Origin of the sequence: Pseudomonas sp. B14-6 (assembly GCF_013260315.1) — a bacterium.
In the GTDB taxonomy this organism is placed as follows: Bacteria; Pseudomonadota; Gammaproteobacteria; order Pseudomonadales; family Pseudomonadaceae; genus Aquipseudomonas; species Aquipseudomonas mandelii.
This window is the reverse complement of sequence record NZ_CP053929.1, coordinates 1,617,501-1,638,646: the sequence shown is the minus strand read 5'-3', so window position 1 is coordinate 1,638,646 and position 21,146 is coordinate 1,617,501. Positions and strand designations below refer to the sequence as shown.

Sequence of the window (21,146 nt, the reverse complement as noted above, 5' to 3'; positions counted from 1 at the left end):
GCGTTTCATGATTCGGCGCCGAGCAATTCCACGGGATAGGAGAACACGTAGCCTTCGCTGCGCACGGTTTTGATGTAGGTCGACTCCCGGGAGTCATCCATCAGCCGTTGGCGCAGACGGCTCACCAGCAAGTCGATGGAGCGGTCGAACAGGTCGGCGTCGCGGCCCTGGGTGAGGTTGAGCAACTGGTCGCGACTGAGCACGCGCTGCGGGTGATCGAGGAATACCCGGAGCAAGCGGTACTCGGCGCCACTGAGTGCAACCATCGTGTCGTCTTCGTCCAGCAAGTGGCGGGCGGTGGTGTCCAGGCGCCAACGGCCGAAGCCCAGCAACCGGCCGCTTTCGGTGATGAGCAGGTTGGGCGGCAGCATCCGGGTGCGGCGCAGTACGGCGTTGATCCGCGCCAGCAGTTCGCGGGCGGAGAACGGTTTGGTCAGGTAATCGTCCGCGCCCATTTCCAGGCCGAGGATGCGGTCGGTTTCGTCGTTGCGGGCGGTGAGCATCAGGATCGGCGTGGCCTTGTGTTTGCCTGAGCGCAGTTCGCGGCAAAGGAGCAGGCCGTCATCGCCGGGCATCATGATGTCGAGCACGATCAGGTCCACGGTGTTGGTTTCAAGAAAGCTGCGCATCTGCCGGCCATCGGCAACCACGGTGGTGCGCAGGCCGTTCTTTTTCAGGTAATTACCGACCAGTTCACGGATCTCGCGATCGTCATCGACGATCAGGATGTGGTTCACGTGTTCCATTGCTCAAACCTCTTGTTATTCGCACGTCGCGCATTCTAGGGAGCCACGCCGCACCTGCCTGCCGGCCTTTGTATCTCACTGTATCTGGAGATGACTTTGATACAGGGGCATACAAGTCGGCTTTTTTTCAGGGGCGGGTGTATCGAACTGTATTGGTTGCCCTGTGTGACACCTTACGCCTTAGTAGTCCCGGTTTTACGACACATGGAAGATACCTCCGGCCGTTTAAATGGGGATATCAAGACGGTGATTTCCACTGTAGAAGACGGCGGAGCAAATTGCGGGATTGTGAGTGCGCGGGTGACGTATCTGGATTCGAGCGGTACGCAGAAGGTATTGGATTACAGCAAGTTTGCGGCGTGTGGCAATCAGGGCGGCTGATCTCGGCGGCCTTCGGGCCGACCAGATTCCCCGGATTTGCCCGTTCAACCTGTAGGAGCGAGCCTGCTCGCGATAGCGGTCGTACAGGTAACAGCACAGTTGGATGTACCGGCCTCATCGCGAGCAACCTCGCTCTCACAAGGCCGACTCGCGATGTTACAGCTCACATAAGCTTTGTTATGCAACCACCTGATAGCACGGAACATAAGCCGCGCCACCCGGCAGTTTCATCCGGTGCTGCGCAACGAAGGCCTTGAGCAATTGATCAAGCGGATGCATGACCGCCGCATCGCCACGGATCTGGTAAGGGCCGTGTTCTTCGATCAGGCGGATGCCCTTGTCCTTGACGTTGCCGGCGACGATGCCGGAGAACGCGCGGCGCAGATTGGCCGCCAGTTCGTGGGGTGGCAGGTCGCGGCTGAGTTTGAGGTTGGCCATGTTTTCGTGGGTCGGGTCGAACGGGCGCTGGAAGCCTTCGTCGATTTTCAGCAGCCAGTTGAAATGGAACGCGTCATTGCGCTCGCGGCGGAACTGTTTGACCGCTTTGAGGCCTTGGGTCATCTGGCGCGCGACTTCGGCCGGGTCGTCGATGATGATTTCGTAGTGTTGTTTCGCGGCGTCACCCAGCGTTGCGCCGACAAACGCGTCGAGTTGCTCCAGATACGGCGCCGCATGTTTCGGCCCGGTGAGCACCACGGGGAAGGGCAGGCCTGCGTTGTCCGGGTGCATGAGGATGCCGAGCAGGTACAGGAACTCTTCGGCTGTGCCGGCGCCGCCCGGGAAAATGATGATGCCGTGGCCCACGCGCACGAAGGCTTCCAGGCGTTTCTCGATGTCCGGCAGGATCACCAGTTCGTTGACGATCGGGTTCGGCGCTTCGGCGGCGATGATGCCGGGTTCGGTCAAACCGAGGTAGCGGCCACCGTGGATGCGTTGCTTGGCGTGGGCAATGGTCGCGCCTTTCATCGGGCCTTTCATCACGCCGGGGCCGCAACCGGTGCAGATGTCGAGGCTGCGCAGGCCCAGTTCATGGCCGACTTTCTTGGTGTATTTGTATTCTTCGGTGTTGATCGAGTGGCCACCCCAGCACACCACGATCTTCGGCTCGACACCGGGGCGCAGGGTGCGGGCGTTGCGCAGCAGGTGGAAGACGTAGTCGCTGATGCCCTGGGAGGTGCTCAGGTCGATGCGCTGGGCGTCGAGCTCGTTTTCGGTGTAGACGATGTCACGCAGGGCGCTGAACAGCATTTCCCGGGTGCTGGCGATCATTTCGCCGTCGACGAAGGCGTCAGCCGGGGCATTCAGCAGTTCCAGGCGGACGCCGCGGTCCTGCTGGTGGATGCGGATTTCGAAATCTTTGTAGGCTTCAAGGATGGTCTTGGCGTTATCAACATGGGCGCCGGTATTGAGGATGGCCAGGGCGCACTGGCGGAATAAGGTGTAGGTGCTGCCGGATCCGGCTTCGCTCAGTTGCTGTACTTCACGTTGAGAAAGGGTTTCCAGGCTGCCTTTAGGGCTGACGGAGGCGTTGATTACTTGTCGTTGGGTCATTCAATGATCCTTAAAACGATGCCGTTCAAACAGGCAAATGGCATCCGAATAGTGTGTATCCAAGAAAGAAGATGGCACGAACTGCGCTGTATCGCCATGTTCCCCGTTTGACGATGAAAAGATGAAGAGGCGCCCAGCATAGCTAAATCCTGCACAGGGGCGATAATGCCCCGCAGTCTTTTCGCTCACCGAGCCTTTTACCATTGATGCAAGGAACCCCGTCACGATGTTCGAAATCCAGCCGATGAACCCCGAACTCTTTCGAAAGCAGACGCGGCGCAGCACGGTCATTATTGCGCTGATATTTCTGGCGCTGGCGATGGTGCTGTCCACTGCGGCGGTGGCGTTGTTTGGCGAGCCGGGGGGCGACAATCTGCGATTTAACGTCGGCGGCGTGTTTGTCGCGGTGCTGCTGATGGTGGCGCTGATGCGCGGCATGTTCTGGTCTCAGGCCTGGATGGCGCCGGCGGTGTACGGCTGGCAGCTCAAGCGCAGCCTGATGAGCATCACCAATGTGATGCATCAAGTGACGGCGGCGGTGGAGGCGGGTGATCCGACGGCCATGAAACTGCTGCGCTTCTACCATCTGGGCTTGAGCCAGATGCACGAACTGGACGGCAACTCCAGCGACCATGGGCAATTGAGCCGGGAAGTGGAGCAACACAAGGCGCGGATGGAAGCGCTGGGCCTCGACACCGAACAAACACAACTGAACCCCGCCTGGCTTGAAGCAGTGAAGCAGACACCGACGTAAATCCCGTGGGGTCGCATCCTCACTCCACACAAACCCGTCACAACGCGAGCAAATCGCCTATCTTGTTTCTGGTGGGGCATAGCGGTCCGAGTGTCAGGCACGACTGGATGGCGCTAAAAGGGCGAACGGGAAAAGTCGCCATGTCATAACGAGTCAGGGAGCGTCATGGGGCATCCGTCCATCAACGACCGAATTGAACACAGCCGGCCCGTCGCGCCTTGGGGGGCCGAGCAAATCGAGTCCCGGCGCAGGGTCCGCTACGCGGTTGTCCTGCTCGTGGCGGTGTGCCTGTCCTTGACGGCCATTGTGATCTGGGAAGCCTGGAACTCGCGCCAGTACCATTTGCATGACAAAGAAGTGGCAATGTCCAACCTTGCCCAGACCCTGACGTCGCAAGCGCAGTCGTCAATCAAACAGGCCGATACGCTGCTGTTTGCCTTGGTGGACCGCGTCGAAAACGAGGGCGTGGCCTCAGCGCAGCTGCCCAGATTCAGGCGTTTGCTCGCCGCCCAACGCAGTGAGCTGACCCAGCTCCATGGTCTGTTCGTATTTGACGAAAAAGGGGGGTGGATCGCCAATTCCAACGGTGCGGATATACCCGGTGCGAACAATTCCGACCGTGAATACTTCATCTACCATCGTGATCATACTGACCGGGGACCTCATATCGGACCGTCGATCAAGAGTCGATCGACCCGCGAATGGATCATGACCGTGTCACGCAGGATCAATCATCCAGATGGCAGTTTCGCCGGTGTGGCGCTGGCAACGATCTACCTCGACCATTTTCTCGCGCTGTACGACAGCATCGACATGGGCCAAAACGGCGTGATCAACCTGATCGCCGACGATGGCAGCATCGTCGTTCGCCGGCCATTCAACGAAGCAGACGTCGGCACCAGCGTCGCCAAGGGGCCGCTGTTCATGCAGCTGTTGCCCAAGGGCAATTCCGGCACGGCCACCGTCAAGTCATATGTTGATGGTGTGGAGCGAGTGGTGGGGTTTCGGCGGGTTGATGGTTATCCGCTGATCGTCTTTGCCGGCCTGGACAAGCGAGACGTCCTGGCCGGCTGGCGCGAGGAGTCCATCCTCAGCGCTGGCATCGTGCTGTTGCTTTTGGTGTTTCTGGGAGGGCTCGGCTATCGCCTCATTCGCTTCATGAAGCAGCAGAATCATTTTCAGAGCGTGCTGCTTGATGCCCGGGAAAAGCTCATCGAGGTCAACCGCAGCCTTGAACTGCTGGCGCTCGAAGACGCACTCACCGGGCTCTCCAACCGGCGTCAGTTCGATCTGTTCATCCTCGCGGAAATGGGCCGGGCCCGGCGCACGGTGACCCACCTCGCCATGCTGATGATCGATGTCGATCACTTCAAGAGCTTCAATGATCGTTATGGGCACGTGGCGGGTGATGACTGTCTGCGCAAAATCAGCGCGATTATCAAGGACAACATCAAACGCCCCGGCGATCTGGCCGCCCGCTATGGCGGCGAGGAGTTCACGGTGGTGCTGCCCGGCACCGACTATGTGGGGGCGTTTCTGGTCGCCGAAAAAATTCGTCGCGGGGTGCAGCAGGCCGGCATCGTACACAGCGAATGCCCTGAGGGTATGGTGACGGTCAGCGTGGGGGTTTGCGCCTACAACCCGGCCTCGCAGGATCAGCCCGACGACCTGGTCACCGCTGCGGACAAAGCGTTGTACGTGGCCAAGGCCAGTGGGCGGAACATGAGCGTCATCGCCAACTGACTTGAAACGAAGCGGTCACTGCCCTGGACCGCAGGACACGGTAGAAGGCGCTTTGCCCAGGTCCGCGACAGGCTGCCGGTTTCGCGGATGGCTTGAAGCAACGTCAGGTCTTCAATCGACAGCATTTTCGATTCTCGGCGGGTATTTCAGGCTGCCCGGCGTAACTTCCACAACCTGATCAGCCGAAGATAGACCATGACGTTGATCACCAGCACCACGCTGCCCAGCGCCAGTTGAATCGCCGGTGTCAGCCCTGCGGGGTAAATGACCGGCCACACGTAGTGTTCGATGAAGCCACCGCCGTAACCGGTTTGCCCAGCGGCCTGGCGCATGACGTTTTCCCATTGAGTCAGGGGACACATCAGGTGGAAGACTTCCACACTCACGCCCCACACAGCAGCGGGCAGGTGCCACCAGATCAGCGGTCGCCATTTGAGCACCAGCAGCCCGCCGAACAGCACGAACAGAATGAACAGCAAATGAAACAGCACCAGCCCATCGGCGGCGATCCGGTAAAGCATGTCGACTCCCTGACGCGTTAGGCGAATGGCTCCATGGTACTCGGGTTCTGTTCCTTGCTGCTGCCCAGAGCTATTCGGCAAGTGCTGCCCGCAAGTGCGCAAGATTGTTCAAGCCATCGAACGCAACTGCTGGCACAGTCTGGCGTCTTCCCCTGGTTGTAGAGCTTTATGTCGAACTCACTCATGCCGCGCAGTGCCTTTCTTCGCGGCGCTGTAGCGATCATGCCGTTGTCCCTGGCGACCGCGCCCTGGGGTCTGCTGGCCGGGTCCATGGCCATCGAGGCCAATCTCACGCCGCTGCAAGGTCAAGGGTTGTCGAGCATCGTGTTTGCCGGTGCCGCGCAATTGGTCGCCATCGGCATGCTCAAGGGCGGTGCCGGGATCTTTTCGATTTTGCTGACCACGCTGTTACTGACCTCCCAGCATTTGCTGTACGGAATGAGTATGCGTTCGGTGATTTCACCGCTGCCGGGTCGCTGGCGCGTGGGGCTGGGGTTTTTGCTCACTGACGAGCTGTTCGCACTGACCAGCCAGCATGACAAACAGCAGTTCAATCGCTGGTACGCCCTGGGCGTTGGCCTGACGTTTTACATCGCCTGGAACCTGTTCACGCTGGCCGGCATCGTCCTCGGCAGCAGCATTCCCGGCCTCGAACACTTGGGGCTGGACTTCTCCATCGCTGCGACCTTCATTGCCCTGATCACCCCGGTGGTACGCAACGTTCCGACGGTGGTCTGCGTCGCGGTTTCGCTGTTTTGTTCCGTGTTGTTCAGCTACTGGCAATGGGGCTCGGCGCTGGTGCTGTCGGGGTTGGCGGGCATGACTGCAGGCTTCATCTGCAACAAATTCCATGGGGGGCGCACATGATGGTCTGGGCTGTAATTATCGGGATGGGCGTGCTCGTCTTCCTGAACCGCTACGTATTCCTCGAACCACGACTGCCGCTGCGCTTGAGCAGCAATGCCCGGCAGTTCCTCGGTTTTGCCGTGCCGGGGATGCTGACCGCGATCTGCGGACCGATTGTGTTCATGCCGGACAAACAGCTGAATCTGCAGTGGGACAACCCGTACCTGATCAGTTCGCTGGTGGCAGTGGGATTGGTGCTGTACACCCGCAATACCTTGCTCAGCATGCTTTTGAGCATGGGGTTTTTCTTTTTGCTGCGCTGGTGGCTTTGAGTCGCGCTTCGGAAACTGTTCTACGCTTAAAGGGAATTCCTTCAGGAAGCGAGGCGCGTATGGCCAATGAACCAAAACGTCCTGATCTGGATGAAGATGAGGATGAACCGACTCAAGAAGAGCTTGAGCGACAGAGGCGTTCGACACCGGACTGGAAGCACCCCGACGATGGTAAAGAACTGTCAGATCGTGACCAAGAGCGTCCGCTGAAGCCCTGACGGGTCCGCATCCCCCACCGCTGACCTTCAGTCGAGCAAGCGCCCTCGCCACGGAAGCAGGTGTGTCTGAAGTGCTTTGCTTGATTGAACAGTCATTCGCGATCAAGCGGGGCGGGTAAGGCCGTCAGATCGCCTCATTCCAACGTATCTGCGTGATACCCAGTTGTTGAGCGCTCAAGCGCGCCGTTTCGGGGGAGGCGTGGGCGGCGATCTTTCCGTCGGATTGCGGGAAGGCATGCGCCGAGGCTGAACGAATCGCGTCAACATCGGAGAACTGTTCAGCCAGTTTGAAAAAGTGCTGACGAACGCCATCGAGCAAATAATGCACGGCATAGGGAACGAGTTCGCTCATGTATTCCTCCTTAAATTCGCCAGGGCTTTGATTCAGGCATCGAACGGGCAATTCGCAAAGTCTGGGGTGCAATCCTTGTGCGGATAAGAGCTGAAAAAAAGAGGCCTCGATGGGCCTCTTCTTCAGAGTGCAACAATGTTCGGTTCGTTCAGTCTTGTGCTGAACTCAGCAGCGCCTCACTTCAAATATCGTCCAGTGACGGAAAATCCGGGTGGGAGGCCCGGTAGCCCAACGTCTTGTCGATCCAGGCATTCAATTCGTTGACCATGACTGGCGGCTTGCCGGAGTAGGCTGCGAGGGTTGAGCGCAGGATGTCGTTGATATTAGGGATGGAACGCAGGTTTCGGGTCTTTATGTATTGCCCGATAAAGCAGTCAAGTTGATAGCGTTCTGTCAGCGACAGGTACACGCACTCCAGACCGCCGACTTGATTAATGACAAGATCTTCGCGCAACTTAGTTCTCTGCAGGCTCGTTGGATTTAGGGATTTCCTTGTTTATTGACTCTTTGGTCAATTAGGTACTGCCAGGGGAAATGCGGCGCGCATGCTATCTGTAGCACTACTAAATGTATGTACAACAATTCAATTGTCAGACAAGCGGTTAATGCATCGTTTTGCCGCATTCCTTTTAGTGTTTCTTGGATGAAACAGTCCGTGTAACGTTTATGCCGTTCGGCTATTCAGAAACCGGAAATGGATCCAATTCAAGTCAGCTTATCAATCAACATTGCACTCTGGTTCCTGACATTTCCCACTGCCTTATCGACCCTGTACCACTCGAACACTTCACTGACTTCGCCTTGCATGAGCACCATCTGCTCGGCACGCTCTTTAGGCGTAGCCGGGTCCAGCCATTCATGTGCCAGTTGCACAGACAACACCACTGGCCGTCGGTCATGAATGTCGAGCATGCCGCCAGCGCTGTCCGCCGTGATGATGACGAAACCGTCGTCGCCGCGCGGCTCGCTGCCACCGTGGGGGAACTGGCCGATCGCCGCGCAGTAGATCGGCGCCCGATCCCGTCGACGAATCAGCCACGGCTGCCGCGTCGTGTCGCCGGCATCCACCCATTCGAACCAGTTGTCGATCGGCACAATCGCACGGTGCGGCCAGATCGCCCGGAAGAACGGGCCATGAGCGACTTTCTCGACCCGGGCATTGATTGGCGCCGCCCGGTCCTTCGCCCAGTGCGGCCGCCATCCCCAGCGCACCGAATCGGCGTGCAACCCGTCAGGCTCAAGGTGCAGCAGGGCGAGTTGAGTGGTGGGCGCGGCGTTGTAGCGGGCCAGCGGTTCATCACCGACATGGTTGATCAGCGCGTCGGGAATGCTCAGCACCGCGACAAAGTCGTGAATGCCACGGTACTGCGAGAGTCGTCCGCACATCGGTTAATCCTCAGGCTTGAGCTTTTAGTGTAGGAGCACGGGTACCGTCCTTCGCGAGGATGCTGTGGTTGAACGGCCAATTTCTGACGAATGTAGCTCTGGCGATGGTTCCAGCAGTCGTTGGCGCGGTAAGCCACGAGGGTGAGCGCTGGAACCAAACACTGTGTACCCTGATCCAACCTCGGCCTGCAGCGACCTGCGGGCTGACAAGGGATCAATGGGCGAAGGGTTTTTGCCGTTTTAACGTGATGACCATTACGGTCTGGCCCAAGGCAAACCATGAAACAGTTGTTCAAGGCTCTCACTACGCTAGCCATCGCTGTCGGGCTCGCTGGCTGCATCGCTTCACCGATCGAGCTGACCCCGCAGACCGAACAGCGTCTGCGCGCGCAGCCACCGATCCGCTTTGTGCTGACCTTCGACGACGGTCCCAGCGCGTCAAGTTTCTGGAACCCGAGCATGACGGTGCTCGACAGCCTCGCGCAGAACCCGGTGCAACCGGGGATCAAAGCGGTGTTCTTCGTGCAGACCGGCGCGCCACGGGCCGGCGACAGCGACATCGGGCGCGGGGTCATGCACCGGGAGCAGGCTGAAGGGCATGTGCTGGGTTTCCACACGGCGACCCACTCGCACACCAATCACCGCTCGCTGAGCCCGCAAGAGCTGGAGCAATCATTGAGCAAGGGCAGTGCCGACATTGCCGCAATCACCGGCGCACCGCCCACCCTGGTGCGTCCGCCGTTCTGGAACTACGACACACGTGTGTTCGCCGCCTATCAGCGACATGGTCTGCACCTGCTGCTGACCGACCTGAGCGCCAACGACGGCAAGATCTGGGGCTTCAACGCCAGCCCGCGGAGACGGGCCAACATGTTGCGGCAACTGTCCGAAGTGCGTGAGCGCATTGCACTGGGCGAATTGCCGACGGTGGACGGTGTGATTCCGGTGGTGGTGACCTTCCACGACCTGAATCGCTACACCGCCCGGCATGCCCGCGAATACCTGCAAATTCTCCTCGACAGCGCCCGTGCCACGGGGGTGACGTTGGCGCAGAAGCCGTTTTACGACGACAGGGCGGCGCTGCAACGGGCGGCTTTGGCGCGCACCGTCAGAAGCGGTTCAGAGGCAGTGAAGTTGCCGGGAATCTGGAATTGGTTGTGGGACGGGGATTCTCATTAGAACTTCAGCAAAATGAGAAACAGCTAACACTTAATGTGAGGCCGGCGGGCGCAGACGGGCGAAAATGGATCTATCCTCAGCGGGTCGAATCCGATGAGCCGCCAAGGAGGCGTCAGTCATGGTTTCTATTTCAGTCCTTTGCAACATTGTAGAGTCCGGTTTTAAGCCGCTTTCCTGCGAGTGCACAGTGAATCCCAATGGATTGTTGCGGATCAAGGTGTACGACCGGGCCACCGGGCGCATCGATTTGCTGATTCCCTGTGTAACGCCCGCCAGGCTGACCACCGTTCGCGCGATCTCCGACCTTATTGGCGAATTACGCACCGAACTGCGTGCCGGGCGCCGGGCCTTCGCCGGTTAGTGGGGCAGCAGTTCATCAATTATCTTCAAGCAATGATTCAACCCCGGCGTCACATCGCCCACGCGCCGACTGAGAATGATCGGTGACGTCGCGTTGTCTTCCAGCAACGGGGTGAAACCAATGTCGTCGCGGTGCAGCAACTGCACCGACGCGGGCACCAGTGTGACCCCGATACCGGCCCCTACCAGACCGATTGCTGTTTGCAGTTCGTTGGTCCATTGCGCCACGTGGATGCTCACGCCGTAGGATTCGAACAGCGCAATAACGTGGTCGGCGTAGCTGGGGCGTGGATTGCCGGGGTACAGCACAAAAGGCTCTTTCGCCAGTTGGCGCAGACTGATCGGCCCGGCCAGCAGCGGGTGGCCGGCGGGCAGGGCGGCGACCAGCCGGTCTTCGGTCAATACCGTCTGGATGATCGCCGGGTCGTCGATGCGGATCCGCCCGAAACCGATGTCTATGCGCCCGGCCTTGAGCGCCTGCACCTGTTGCAGCGTGGTCATTTCCGAAAGCCCGAGCTCAAGCTCCAGAGGCTCGCCACTGCGCAAGCGACGAATCAGTTCCGGCAGCACGCCATACAGCGTCGATGGCGCAAAACCGATGCCCAGCCAGGTCTTTTCCCCCAGGCCGATGCGCTTGGTGTTGTCGCAGACCTTGGCCAGCTGTTCGAGCAAGGCGGTGGAGTGTTCATGGAAGAAGCGCCCGGCGTCGGTCAGCTTCAGCGGACGGCCACGCTCGAGCAATAACACCCCGAGTTCATCTTCCAGTTGCTGGATCTGTCGGCTCAACGGGGGCTGGGCAATGTGCAGCAGTTCGGCGGCGCGGGTGAAATTGAGGGTTTGAGCCAACACCTGAAAATACCGCAGGTGACGCAATTCCATGGTGCCTCCAAGCATTGAGCGGCTGAATACCTTTAAGGTATCGATCCAGACCAATTCTATATTGGCCGTCGGCAAAAAGCCGTATGAGAATCCATTTCAGAACTTAAAGAACCTGACGGGTATCGACATGCGTGCAACTGCCATTGAATCGATCGAGACGATCATCGTCGATCTGCCGACCATTCGCCCGCACAAACTGGCCATGCACACCATGCAGAACCAGACTCTGGTGATCATCCGCGTGCGCTGCGCCGATGGCATCGAAGGCATTGGTGAGTCCACCACCATCGGTGGCCTGGCCTATGGCAATGAAAGCCCGGACAGCATCAAGACCAATATCGACAAACACTTCGCGCCACTGCTGATCGGTGAGAACAGCGGCAACATCAATGCGGCGATGTTGCGCCTGGAGCGCAGCATTCGAGGTAACACGTTTGCCAAATCAGGTATCGAAACCGCCTTGCTCGACGCCCAGGGCAAACGCCTTGGCCTGCCGGTCAGTGAGTTGCTGGGCGGTCGCGTTCGTGATGCGCTGCCGGTGGCCTGGACCCTGGCCAGCGGCGACACCGACAAGGACATCGCCGAAGCGGAAAAAATGCTCGACCTGCGGCGCCACCGGATCTTCAAACTGAAAATCGGTGCCGGAGAAGTCAATCGTGACCTGGCCCACGTTATTGCCATCAAGAAAGCCCTGGGCGATCGCGCCAGCGTGCGGGTCGATGTCAATCAGGCCTGGGACGAGGCGGTCGCGCTGCGCGCCTGCCGGATACTGGGCAGCAACGGCATCGACCTGATCGAACAGCCGATCTCACGCAACAACCGCGCCGGCATGGTGCGACTGAACGCCATGAGCCCGGCGCCGATCATGGCCGATGAATCCATCGAGTGCGTGGAAGACGCTTTCAATCTGGCGCGCGAAGGGGCTGCTTCGGTGTTCGCCCTGAAAATCGCTAAGAACGGCGGGCCACGGGCCGTGCTGCGGACTGCCGCCATCGCCGAAGCTGCCGGTATCGGTCTGTACGGCGGCACTATGCTTGAAGGAGGGATCGGCACGCTGGCCTCGGCCCATGCCTTTATCACCCTGAATAAACTGGCCTGGGACACCGAGCTGTTCGGCCCGTTGCTGCTGACGGAAGACGTGCTCAGCGAGCCGCTGGTCTATCGCGACTTTGCGCTGCACGTGCCGCAAACACCGGGCCTTGGCCTGAGCCTGGATGAGGAACGCCTGGCGTTTTTCCGGCGCGACAAAACATCCACTTCCGTTCATCAAGCCTGAGGAGAGCATCATGCTATTTCACGTAAAAATGACCGTGAATCTGCCGGTCGACATCAACCCGGATCTCGCCACCCAGCTCAAGTCCGATGAAAAAGCCCTGGCCCAGCGCCTGCAAGAGCAAGGCAAATGGCGTCACCTGTGGCGCATCGCCGGGCACTATGCCAATTACAGCGTTTTCGACGTCGATAGCATTCAGGAACTGCACGACCTGCTGATGCAATTGCCGCTGTTTCCGTACATGGCGATCGAGGTCGATGCGATGTGCCGGCATCCTTCTTCCATTCGCGAGGATGACCGCTGAACCCAGCCTGTTCAGTTCGCTACGCCCATAATTACAAGATGAGGAACCCCAAAAAATGAACGTCAAGATTTCCCACACTGCCAGTGCCCAGAAGTTTCTCGAAGACGCCAGCGGCTTGCTCAACGAGGCTGGCGACCCGCGGGTCAAAGCCTTGGTTTACCGTATTTTGCGTGATTCGGTAAACATCATCGAAGACCTCGCCGTGACCCCGGAAGAGTTCTGGAAAGCGGTCAATTACCTCAACGTGCTGGGCGCACGCCAGGAAGCCGGTTTGCTGGTGGCTGGCCTCGGCCTGGAACACTACCTGGACTTGCTGATGGACGCCGAAGACGAGCAGGCGGGGAAGGCGGGCGGTACGCCGCGGACCATCGAAGGCCCGTTGTATGTGGCGGGCGCGCCGTTGTCCGAGGGTGATGCACGACTGGACGATGGCGTCGATCCGGGCGTGGTTCTGTTCATGCAGGGCCAGGTACACAACACCGCTGGCGAACCTTTGGCCGGCGCAGTGGTGGATGTCTGGCACGCCAACACGGGCGGCACTTATTCCTACTTCGATACCACGCAATCGGAATTCAACCTGCGCCGCCGCATCGTCACCGATGCCGAGGGCCGCTACCGTTTCCGTAGCATCGTGCCGTCGGGCTACGGTTGCCCGCCGGACGGTCCGACCCAGCAATTGCTCGATCAACTGGGCCGTCATGGCCAGCGTCCGGCGCACATTCACTTCTTTATCTCCGCGCCGGACCATCGTCACCTGACCACCCAGATCAACCTCGATGGCGATCAGTACCTGCATGACGATTTTGCCTACGCCACCCGCGACGAGCTGATCGCCCACATCACCTTCAGCGACGACCCGCAGCGCGCGGCGGCCCATGGTGTCAGCGGCCGGTTTGCCGAGATTGACTTCGATTTCACCTTGCAGACCTCCGCGCAACCTGACGAGCAGCAGCGCCACGAACGGGTTCGCGCGCTCGAGGATTGATTGCCACGATCGTCGAATCTTTGTGGGAGCGAGTCTGCTTGCGAATGCGGGGTGTCCGTCAACGTTGATGTTGAGACTGATGGCCCTATCGCGAACAGGTTCGCTCCCACATTGACCAAGTTACATCAGGGCGAACGCGGTCAACTGTGGGAGCGAGCCAGCTCGCGATAGGGCCAGAACCTTCCACAGGTCAGCCCACTGACACACCGCTGCAAATATGGCCTTAGAATGACCCGACGCAATCAATAACAACAACGAGAGTAACCCGATGATGCAGGCGCAACTGTTGAGTCCGCGCAGCAGAGTATTCGACCACGCCGACCCTTACGCGGTTTCGGGTTACGTCAATCAGCATGTCGGCACTCATTGCATCCTCATGCCCAGGGCCGGCCGTCCACTGGCCAGCCTCGATCATCGCAAATTCGCCAGCCTTGACCTGTGCCGCATCAGCTACGGCGCCAGCGTGCGGGTGACCTCGGGCGCGCTGGAAACGATCTATCACCTGCAAGTGCTACTGCGCGGCAACTGCCTGTGGCGCGGTCACGGTCAGGAGCATTACTTTGCGCCAGGTGAATTGCTGCTGATCAACCCCGACGACCCGGTGGACTTGACGTACTCCGACGATTGCGAAAAATTCATCCTCAAAGTACCTACCCGGCTGTTCGAGTCGGTGTGCGAGGAGCAGCGTTGGCGCTATCCGGGGCAGGGCGTGCGGTTTCTGGAGAATCGTTATCAGCTTGATGAGCTGGAAGGTTTCGTCGGCCTGCTGGCAATGATTTGCCAGGAAGCCGAGGCCATCCAGCAGATTCCCCGGGTTCAGGAACACTACGCGCAGATCATCGTCAGCAAGATGCTCAGCCTGATGAAAACCAATGTCATCCGCAGCAGCCTTGGCTCGCCGGCGACGACGTTCGAGGGGATTGCCGATTACATCGCGCGCAACCTCAAGCAGGACATCGACAGTGAAGAACTGGCGCGTCAGGCGCGGATGAGCCTGCGTTCGCTGTATGGTTTGTTCGAACGCAACGCCGGGACTTCGCCGCAAAACTACATTCGGCAGAAGAAACTCGAACGCATCAACCAGTGCCTGAGCGACCCGACCTGCAACGTGCGAAACGTCACGGAAGTGGCCATGGATTACGGCTTCCTGCACCTGGGGCGGTTCTCCGACAACTACCGCAAACAGTTCGGCGAGTTACCGTCCGACACCCTCAAGCGCCGGCACTGACCCCAGGCGACAAGCAACTTGTGGCGAAGGAGCTTGCTCCCGCTCCACTGCGCAGCAGTCGCAAACCTGTGACCCCCAGTTTTGCAGAATAATCGCGGTCGCAGGTTTTGGGGCTGCTTCGCAGCCCGGCGGGAGCAAGCTCCCTCGCCACAGGTTCCTGTCGGTCCTGATGGGTGGGCATCAATGATTCACCGCACGTTGCAGTAAACGGATACAGGTCTGCACCCATCGGATAGCCCGCCCCATCCCCCGCTCTAGCATGGCCCTGCCTGAATAAAAACAATGGAGGCGGCGGCCATGTCCCTGCGACCCGAATACCTTCACTCCCTGCTTGAAGATGACAAAGAACAGGGCATCTACCGCTGCAAGCGCGAGATGTTCACTGATCCACGGCTGTTCGACCTGGAGATGAAACACATCTTCGAAGGCAACTGGCTGTACCTGGCGCACGAAAGCCAGATCCCCAACATCAACGATTTCTACACCACCACCATGGGGCGCCAGTCGATCTTCATCGCGCGCAACAAGGAAGGTGTGCTCAACGCGTTCATCAACGCCTGCAGCCATCGCGGCGCGACGCTGTGCCGGCACAAGACCGGCAACAAGAGCTCCTACACTTGCCCATTCCACGGCTGGACCTTCAACAACTCCGGCAAACTGCTCAAAGTCAAAGACCCGGCGGCTGCGGGTTACCCGGCGAGCTTCAACTGCGAAGGCTCCCACGACCTGACCAAAGTCGCGAGATTCGAGTCGTACCGCGGCTTCCTGTTCGGCAGCCTCAACGCCGATGTGGTGCCGCTGGTCGAGCACCTGGGCGAGTCGGCAAAGATCATCGACATGATCGTCGACCAGTCCGCCGATGGCCTCGAAGTGCTGCGCGGTTCCTCAAGTTATATCTATGAAGGCAACTGGAAACTCACCGCCGAAAACGGCGCCGACGGCTACCACGTCAGCTCCGTGCACTGGAACTACGCCGCCACCCAGAACCAGCGCAAACAGCGTGAAGCCGGTGACAGCAACCCGACCATGAGCGCCGGGACCTGGGCCAAGCAGGGCGGGGGGTTCTACTCGTTCGACAAGGGCCACATGCTGCTCTGGACCCGCTGGTCCAACCCCGAGGATCGCCCGCTCTACGAACGCCGCGACGAGCTGTCCCGGGACTTCGGCCAGGCCCGTGCCGACTGGATGATCGAGAATTCGCGCAATCTTTGCCTGTACCCGAACGTCTACCTGATGGACCAGTTCAGCTCGCAGATCCGCATCGCCCGCCCGATCTCGGTCGACCGCACGGAAATCACCATTTATTGCATTGCCCCCAAAGGTGAAAGCGACCACGCCCGTTCGAGCCGGATTCGTCAGTACGAGGATTTCTTCAACGTCAGCGGCATGGCCACCCCGGATGATCTGGAAGAGTTTCGCTCGTGCCAGACCAGCTATCAGGGCAGCGTCACGACGTGGAATGACATGTCCCGCGGTGCGGAGCACTGGGTCGAGGGCGCCGATGAGGCGGCCAGGGAAATCGACCTGCATCCTTTGCTCAGCGGCGTGCGCACCGAAGACGAAGGCCTGTTCGTGCTGCAACACAAATACTGGCAGCAAACCATGCTCAAGGCCCTGGCTGCCGAACAGCCCGAATTGATTGCTGTGGAGGCCGTGCAATGACCCTCACTTATGATGCAGTGCGCGATTTCCTCTACCGCGAAGCACGCTACCTCGACGACAAGCAATGGGACGACTGGCTGGAGATGTACGCCGCCGATGCCTCGTTCTGGATGCCTTCCTGGGACGACAACGACGAGTTGACCGAAGATCCGCAGCGGGAAATTTCTCTGATCTGGTACGGCAACCGCACCGGCCTGGAAGACCGCATCTTCCGCATCAAGACCGAGCGCTCCAGCGCCAGTGTTCCGGACACCCGTACGTCGCACAACATCAGCAACATCGAACTGCTTGAGCAGGCCGACGGCCTGTGCAAGGTGCGCTTCAACTGGCACACCCTGAGCTTTCGCTACAAGACCGTCGACAGCTATTTCGGCAGCAGTTTCTACACCCTTGATGGGCGCGGTGAAAACCTGCTGATCAAGGCCAAGAAAGTGATCCTGAAGAACGATTACGTTCGCCAGGTCATCGATGTCTACCACCTCTGAGGCGGCCGTCATGACTCATTCCATTGCATTCAATTTCGAAGACGGCGTCACCCGGTTCATCGACGCCAACGTGGGCGAAACCGTGGCCGATGCCGCGTACCGTCAAGGCATCAATATTCCGCTCGATTGCCGCGACGGCGCGTGCGGCACCTGCAAGTGTTTCGCCGAGGCCGGTCGTTATGACTTGGGCGAGGAATACATCGAAGACGCGCTCAGCGCCGATGAAGCGCAGCAGGGTTTTGTCCTGACCTGCCAGATGCGCGCCCAGAGCGATTGCGTGGTGCGCGTGCCGACTTCATCGCAGGTTTGCCGTACCCAGCAGGCCAGTTACGACGCCACCATCAGCGCCGTGCGGCAGTTGTCCGACAGCACCATCGCGCTGTCGATCAAGGGCGAAGCGCTGAGCAAACTGGCGTTTCTGCCGGGTCAGTATGTGAACCTGGGAGTTCCCGGTAGCGAGCAGACCCGCGCTTACTCCTTCAGCTCGTTGCAGCGTGACGGCGAAGTGAGTTTCCTGATCCGCAACGTGCCCGGCGGCTTGATGAGCAGCTTCCTCACCGGCATCGCCAAGGCCGGCGATAGCATGTGTCTGGCCGGGCCGTTGGGCAGCTTTTATCTGCGCGACATTCGCCGGCCGTTGTTGCTGCTGGCGGGTGGAACCGGTCTGGCGCCGTTCACCGCGATGCTGGAGAAAATAGCCGAGCAGGGCAGCGAGCATCCGCTGCATCTGATCTATGGCGTGACCAACGATTTTGACTTGGTGGAAATGGACCGGCTCGAAGCGTTTGCCGCGCGCATCCCGAATTTCAGCTTCAGTGCCTGCGTCGCCAACCCCGACAGCCAGCATCCGCTCAAAGGCTACGTGACCCAGCACATCGAGCCACGACATTTGAACGAGGGCGACGTCGACATCTACTTGTGCGGCCCGCCGCCGATGGTCGAAGCGGTCAGTCAGTACATTCGCGAGCAAGGCGTCGCGCCTGCGAACTTCTATTACGAGAAATTCGCTGCCAGCGCGGCTTGAGTCCAGCCGTTGCGTGATCACTGATTCCACAGGTCAGTGTTTTGTCTGGGACGTTTTCACTGCATGGCATCCTTCGTCACGAGGTCCACATGAACAGATTTCACGAAAAAGTCGCGCTGATCACCGGCGCGGCGCAAGGCATTGGTCGGCGGGTGGCGGAGCGCATGGCCGCTGAGGGTGCGCGATTGATTCTGGTTGATCGCTCGGACCTGGTGTTCGAGGTGCAGCAACAATTGGGGCAGGGCAGCCAGGTGCTTGCCCTGACCGCCGACCTTGAGCAATACAGCGAATGCAGCCGCGTGATGCGCACCGCCGTCGAGCGCTTTGGGCGTCTGGATGTGCTGGTCAACAACGTGGGCGGCACGATCTGGGCGAAGCCTTTCGAACACTACGAAGAGCAGCAGATCGAAGCCGAAGTCCGTCGTTCGTTGTTTCCGACCTTGTGGTGCTGCCACGCCGCGCTGCCGTTCATGCTTGAACAGGGCAGCGGCGCGATCGTCAATGTTTCGTCCATCGCCACCCGCAGCATCAATCGTGTGCCGTATGGCGCGGCGAAGGGCGGTGTCAATGCGCTGACTGCTTGCCTGGCGTTTGAAACCGCCGGTCGCGGAGTCCGGGTCAATGCCACCGCGCCCGGCGGCACCGAAGCACCGCCGCGGGTCATCCCGCGAAACAGCGCAGAGCAGAGCGCCGAAGAGAAAGTCTGGTATCAGCAACTTGTCGGCCAGACGCTCGACAGCAGTTTGATGAAGCGCTACGGCACGCTGGATGAGCAGGCTGGCGCTATTCTGTTTCTGGCCAGCGACGAGGCTTCGTACATCACCGGCATGGTCATGCCGGTGGGCGGCGGCGATCAGGGCTGAGGCGGCTGCGCAAACTTACAAGCGACGCTGGAAGGCTTTGACGATCTTGAGCGTGGCGTCGCTTGTGTTCAGATTCTGGACTGAGTCCAGCGGAAACCACATGCAATCGAAGATTTCATTTTGGGGCCGGGCTTCGTCCGAGTTTAGGACCGACGCCTCGAACACATGGTGGCGGGTGCTGCTCGTTTCCAGTTCCATCAAGTACAACAAGCCGTCGACTCCAAGCCCGGTTTCTTCCTGGAGTTCGCGCATGGCGGCGCACGCAGTGGTTTCGCCGCGCTCGACTTTTCCTCCGGGCAAGGTCCAGCGACACCTGGGTTTGCGCACCAGGAGAACATGCCGATCCTGCTCGCAAATGACTGTTGCCCGTACTTTCATGTGTTACTAAACCGCCGCTTGTCATAAAAAAGTCATGAAAATGCAATATTCAGGCCCATGCCTCTGTTTCAAAGGGTTGGAGTGAGGGAAGCGGTAGAAAGTGCAAAGGAATGTCGAAAACCTGACACGACGTCTGGTCGGCACTTGGGCAAAGGGCGGGTGTAAGGTAGCCAAGTCAATCGTGGCTTATCACTGCCGAAAAGGAGGTGACTATGAGCGTTCCGATGCTGAATAAAATGCACATGAACGGTTATGACGTACTCAGCGTAAACAACGGCCCCTGGCGGGTGTGCACCAAAGGCGACCGTCTCGGGGCTTTTGGCAGCAAAGAGGAGGCACTGGCGTTTGCGGCAGCGCTTCCTGCCTACAGAGCAAGAGCGGTTCGATCGACGCCAAGCCAGAAATCAGAATGAGCGCAAGTTTGAAGCCCTGGGATGCCGGGGCTTTTTTTGTCTTGAAATCAGGAGTTGGAAGATTTTAAACGTGACATTTGGATGATAGGGTGGCCGCTTTTAATTCAAGGAAGAAAGCATGTTGAAAGGTCGCTTCACTGCTCTGGCATTGTTATCTGCTGTTTACCTTGCTGGTGTTGGTCAGGTTCTAGCCCAGACGCAAGGCGAAATCCACACCAATCAAAAGGTCTGCGATGTTTTTCGTACATTGGCCGGATCGATCATGCAGTCTCGGCAAAATAACGAAACGAAAGAAAGCCTGCTGGCCGTGAAGTCGGGTAATCCTGATCATGACAAGTTGGGTGCCATGTTGATCAACGAAGCGTACAACCAGCCCGTCCTCGATTCTCCAGAACTCAAAAGCCAAGCCATTAACAGGTTCGCGGATAAATGGCGGGACACTTGTAATAAACCCGCTTCCAGCTAGCTTGCCACCCCATGTTGGCTAGTAACCATGCTTGGCGACCAGCGGCTGGTCCCGATAAACGTATGAATCAATGCTGCAGCCACCCGTCGCTGCCAGCATGACATCTAGCGCGAATAGAGGCGTGTTCATGACAATGCTCCCGTTATTGGGCTTTCGCCCGGCTGATGATTTTGGCTTTCACTTCATCGGCATAGCCCATCAGTCGCTGTTCATCACCCTGAAATAACTCGCACAGCCTTTTAGTTGCTTGCGCATCGACATCATTGCCGGCCAGGCGCAGCTGCTCTGCGATGCGCAAGAGCTCCACTGCCGACCACCTCAGGTCCGACGCAACTCCTTGCAGATCACGCCGAAGTTCGTTTTCATTTTCGTTGAGCCACATGATGACCTCCTGCTGATACCCCGCTACAAAAGAGTAGTCCCAATTAACGGGCGGGGCGTTTGCTCGCCTGCTGCTCAGGGGATGGAAGGTGCGCCGCTTGTCGGGAGAGTGAGCGCGAACGAACCCGCGTGATGTCGTACTGAAGTGGCGAATGTTCGCTAGGGCGAGGCAACTTCAAATGACCAGCACCGATGATTTCAGATTCCATGCGCATGAGCTGATGGTTGACCTGGACGCAGCAACTGCGGAGATGATGAAGCTGATTTCGGCCCATCAGTTAAGTGGGCCGGAGTGGGAGCGGGTCACTCAATGGCAGCATGAAGCGTATGAGCGATGGATGACGTATTTGAACAAACGGTCTTATCCCGATCACAACGTAACGCCCTGAGGGCTGATTCTATAGATGGATGTCTGGTTCGCTACGCGCTACATTTC

The 21,146-nt window shown here is 58.9% G+C and carries 28 protein-coding genes; 19 read left to right on the top strand and 9 right to left on the bottom strand.

Annotated elements, in window-relative coordinates; genetic code table 11:
• Nucleotides 1–5: 5 nt before the first annotated feature.
• Entirely contained in the window at nt 6–746 is a 741-nt protein-coding gene (locus HP062_RS07390) for a response regulator (RefSeq protein WP_077749277.1), read from the bottom strand.
• A gap of 204 nt (nt 747–950) precedes the next feature.
• Here HP062_RS07390 and HP062_RS07385 point away from each other — a divergent pair, with 204 nt between their 5' ends.
• A complete protein-coding gene (locus HP062_RS07385) occupies nt 951–1,127 on the top strand; it encodes a DUF2790 domain-containing protein (RefSeq protein ID WP_172791162.1) in 177 nt (58 codons plus the stop codon).
• Between the two features lie 177 nt (nt 1,128–1,304).
• On the opposite strand, the gene ppnN is transcribed toward HP062_RS07385, so the two are convergent.
• A complete protein-coding gene (ppnN, locus tag HP062_RS07380; protein ID WP_010455076.1) occupies nt 1,305–2,678 on the bottom strand; it encodes a nucleotide 5'-monophosphate nucleosidase PpnN in 1,374 nt (457 codons plus the stop codon).
• 226 nt (nt 2,679–2,904) lie between these two features.
• On the opposite strand from ppnN, the gene HP062_RS07375 reads away from it, so the two are divergent.
• Together HP062_RS07375 and HP062_RS07370 are read left to right on the top strand one after the other, a co-directional pair.
• On the top strand, nt 2,905–3,432 hold the full coding sequence (locus HP062_RS07375; RefSeq protein WP_172791161.1) for a DUF3087 domain-containing protein: 528 nt from the start codon (nt 2,905–2,907) through the stop codon (nt 3,430–3,432).
• A gap of 165 nt (nt 3,433–3,597) precedes the next feature.
• Nucleotides 3,598–5,175, top strand: a complete 1,578-nt coding sequence (locus tag HP062_RS07370) for a sensor domain-containing diguanylate cyclase (RefSeq protein WP_077749274.1) — start codon at nt 3,598–3,600, stop codon at nt 5,173–5,175.
• 146 nt (nt 5,176–5,321) lie between these two features.
• On the opposite strand, the gene HP062_RS07365 is transcribed toward HP062_RS07370, so the two are convergent.
• Nucleotides 5,322–5,696: a DUF2784 domain-containing protein gene (locus HP062_RS07365; protein WP_010455070.1), complete on the bottom strand. Its 375-nt coding sequence runs from the start codon at nt 5,694–5,696 to the stop codon at nt 5,322–5,324.
• Between the two features lie 168 nt (nt 5,697–5,864).
• Here HP062_RS07365 and HP062_RS07360 point away from each other — a divergent pair, with 168 nt between their 5' ends.
• From HP062_RS07360 to HP062_RS07350, 3 genes are read left to right on the top strand one after another with little or no spacing between them, the layout of a single operon-like run.
• Nucleotides 5,865–6,563 carry an AzlC family ABC transporter permease gene (locus HP062_RS07360; RefSeq protein ID WP_042932778.1) on the top strand — a complete coding sequence of 233 codons (699 nt, stop codon included), beginning with the start codon at nt 5,865–5,867 and terminating at the stop codon, nt 6,561–6,563.
• On the top strand, nt 6,563–6,874 hold the full coding sequence (locus tag HP062_RS07355) for an AzlD domain-containing protein (protein ID WP_010455066.1): 312 nt from the start codon (nt 6,563–6,565) through the stop codon (nt 6,872–6,874). Before HP062_RS07360 ends, HP062_RS07355 begins: the two co-directional genes overlap by 1 nt.
• A 59-nt stretch (nt 6,875–6,933) precedes the next feature.
• Complete coding sequence (locus tag HP062_RS07350; RefSeq protein ID WP_167362281.1) at nt 6,934–7,092, top strand: hypothetical protein; 159 nt, start codon at nt 6,934–6,936, stop codon at nt 7,090–7,092.
• A 124-nt stretch (nt 7,093–7,216) separates the two neighbouring features.
• Here HP062_RS07350 and HP062_RS07345 read toward each other — a convergent pair whose 3' ends face one another.
• The 3 genes from HP062_RS07345 to HP062_RS07335 form a co-directional block, all read right to left on the bottom strand.
• Complete coding sequence (locus HP062_RS07345; protein ID WP_077749272.1) at nt 7,217–7,444, bottom strand: DUF6555 family protein; 228 nt, start codon at nt 7,442–7,444, stop codon at nt 7,217–7,219.
• Nucleotides 7,445–7,625: 181 nt separating this feature from the next.
• Nucleotides 7,626–7,898, bottom strand: a complete 273-nt coding sequence (locus HP062_RS07340; protein WP_077749271.1) for a hypothetical protein — start codon at nt 7,896–7,898, stop codon at nt 7,626–7,628.
• A gap of 251 nt (nt 7,899–8,149) precedes the next feature.
• Nucleotides 8,150–8,830 carry an SOS response-associated peptidase gene (locus HP062_RS07335; protein WP_010455060.1) on the bottom strand — a complete coding sequence of 227 codons (681 nt, stop codon included), beginning with the start codon at nt 8,828–8,830 and terminating at the stop codon, nt 8,150–8,152.
• 279 nt (nt 8,831–9,109) lie between these two features.
• Here HP062_RS07335 and HP062_RS07330 point away from each other — a divergent pair, with 279 nt between their 5' ends.
• Nucleotides 9,110–10,009, top strand: coding sequence for a polysaccharide deacetylase family protein (locus HP062_RS07330; RefSeq protein WP_172791160.1), 900 nt, complete (start codon nt 9,110–9,112; stop codon nt 10,007–10,009).
• A 118-nt stretch (nt 10,010–10,127) separates the two neighbouring features.
• The gene (locus HP062_RS07325) at nt 10,128–10,370 is read left to right on the top strand and encodes a DUF1652 domain-containing protein (protein WP_010455056.1); all 243 of its coding nucleotides are present in this window, start codon (nt 10,128–10,130) and stop codon (nt 10,368–10,370) included.
• Here the strand turns inward: HP062_RS07325 and HP062_RS07320 are convergent.
• Nucleotides 10,367–11,248 carry a LysR family transcriptional regulator gene (locus HP062_RS07320; protein WP_172791159.1) on the bottom strand — a complete coding sequence of 294 codons (882 nt, stop codon included), beginning with the start codon at nt 11,246–11,248 and terminating at the stop codon, nt 10,367–10,369. The genes HP062_RS07325 and HP062_RS07320 overlap by 4 nt on opposite strands.
• 127 nt (nt 11,249–11,375) lie before the next feature.
• Between HP062_RS07320 and HP062_RS07315 the strand changes: the two genes are divergently transcribed.
• From HP062_RS07315 to HP062_RS07280, 8 genes are all read left to right on the top strand, one after another.
• Entirely contained in the window at nt 11,376–12,524 is a 1,149-nt protein-coding gene (locus HP062_RS07315) for a muconate cycloisomerase family protein (RefSeq protein ID WP_172791158.1), read from the top strand.
• A gap of 10 nt (nt 12,525–12,534) precedes the next feature.
• Nucleotides 12,535–12,825 carry a muconolactone Delta-isomerase gene (gene catC, locus HP062_RS07310; RefSeq protein ID WP_172791157.1) on the top strand — a complete coding sequence of 97 codons (291 nt, stop codon included), beginning with the start codon at nt 12,535–12,537 and terminating at the stop codon, nt 12,823–12,825.
• A 55-nt stretch (nt 12,826–12,880) separates the two neighbouring features.
• Nucleotides 12,881–13,810: a catechol 1,2-dioxygenase gene (gene catA / locus HP062_RS07305; RefSeq protein WP_172791156.1), complete on the top strand. Its 930-nt coding sequence runs from the start codon at nt 12,881–12,883 to the stop codon at nt 13,808–13,810.
• Between the two features lie 268 nt (nt 13,811–14,078).
• A complete protein-coding gene (locus HP062_RS07300) occupies nt 14,079–15,038 on the top strand; it encodes an AraC family transcriptional regulator (protein ID WP_172791155.1) in 960 nt (319 codons plus the stop codon).
• 297 nt (nt 15,039–15,335) lie between these two features.
• Nucleotides 15,336–16,700: a benzoate 1,2-dioxygenase large subunit gene (gene benA, locus HP062_RS07295; protein ID WP_083376536.1), complete on the top strand. Its 1,365-nt coding sequence runs from the start codon at nt 15,336–15,338 to the stop codon at nt 16,698–16,700.
• A complete protein-coding gene (gene benB / locus HP062_RS07290; protein ID WP_083376537.1) occupies nt 16,697–17,185 on the top strand; it encodes a benzoate 1,2-dioxygenase small subunit in 489 nt (162 codons plus the stop codon). The genes benA and benB overlap by 4 nt, the downstream gene beginning before the upstream one ends.
• A gap of 10 nt (nt 17,186–17,195) precedes the next feature.
• On the top strand, nt 17,196–18,209 hold the full coding sequence (gene benC, locus HP062_RS07285) for a benzoate 1,2-dioxygenase electron transfer component BenC (RefSeq protein WP_172791154.1): 1,014 nt from the start codon (nt 17,196–17,198) through the stop codon (nt 18,207–18,209).
• 89 nt (nt 18,210–18,298) lie between these two features.
• On the top strand, nt 18,299–19,072 hold the full coding sequence (locus HP062_RS07280; protein ID WP_010455044.1) for a 1,6-dihydroxycyclohexa-2,4-diene-1-carboxylate dehydrogenase: 774 nt from the start codon (nt 18,299–18,301) through the stop codon (nt 19,070–19,072).
• Nucleotides 19,073–19,087: 15 nt separating this feature from the next.
• On the opposite strand, the gene HP062_RS07275 is transcribed toward HP062_RS07280, so the two are convergent.
• A complete protein-coding gene (locus tag HP062_RS07275; protein WP_077749263.1) occupies nt 19,088–19,450 on the bottom strand; it encodes an NUDIX hydrolase in 363 nt (120 codons plus the stop codon).
• A gap of 212 nt (nt 19,451–19,662) precedes the next feature.
• Here HP062_RS07275 and HP062_RS07270 point away from each other — a divergent pair, with 212 nt between their 5' ends.
• Both HP062_RS07270 and HP062_RS07265 read left to right on the top strand, forming a co-directional pair.
• Complete coding sequence (locus HP062_RS07270) at nt 19,663–19,863, top strand: hypothetical protein (protein ID WP_010455040.1); 201 nt, start codon at nt 19,663–19,665, stop codon at nt 19,861–19,863.
• Nucleotides 19,864–19,981: 118 nt separating this feature from the next.
• Nucleotides 19,982–20,329: a hypothetical protein gene (locus tag HP062_RS07265; RefSeq protein WP_077749262.1), complete on the top strand. Its 348-nt coding sequence runs from the start codon at nt 19,982–19,984 to the stop codon at nt 20,327–20,329.
• Between the two features lie 142 nt (nt 20,330–20,471).
• Here the strand turns inward: HP062_RS07265 and HP062_RS07260 are convergent, their stop codons facing one another.
• Nucleotides 20,472–20,711, bottom strand: coding sequence for a hypothetical protein (locus HP062_RS07260; protein WP_077749261.1), 240 nt, complete (start codon nt 20,709–20,711; stop codon nt 20,472–20,474).
• 178 nt (nt 20,712–20,889) lie between these two features.
• On the opposite strand from HP062_RS07260, the gene HP062_RS07255 reads away from it, so the two are divergent.
• Entirely contained in the window at nt 20,890–21,099 is a 210-nt protein-coding gene (locus tag HP062_RS07255; RefSeq protein WP_042933086.1) for a hypothetical protein, read from the top strand.
• Nucleotides 21,100–21,146 lie beyond the last annotated feature (47 nt).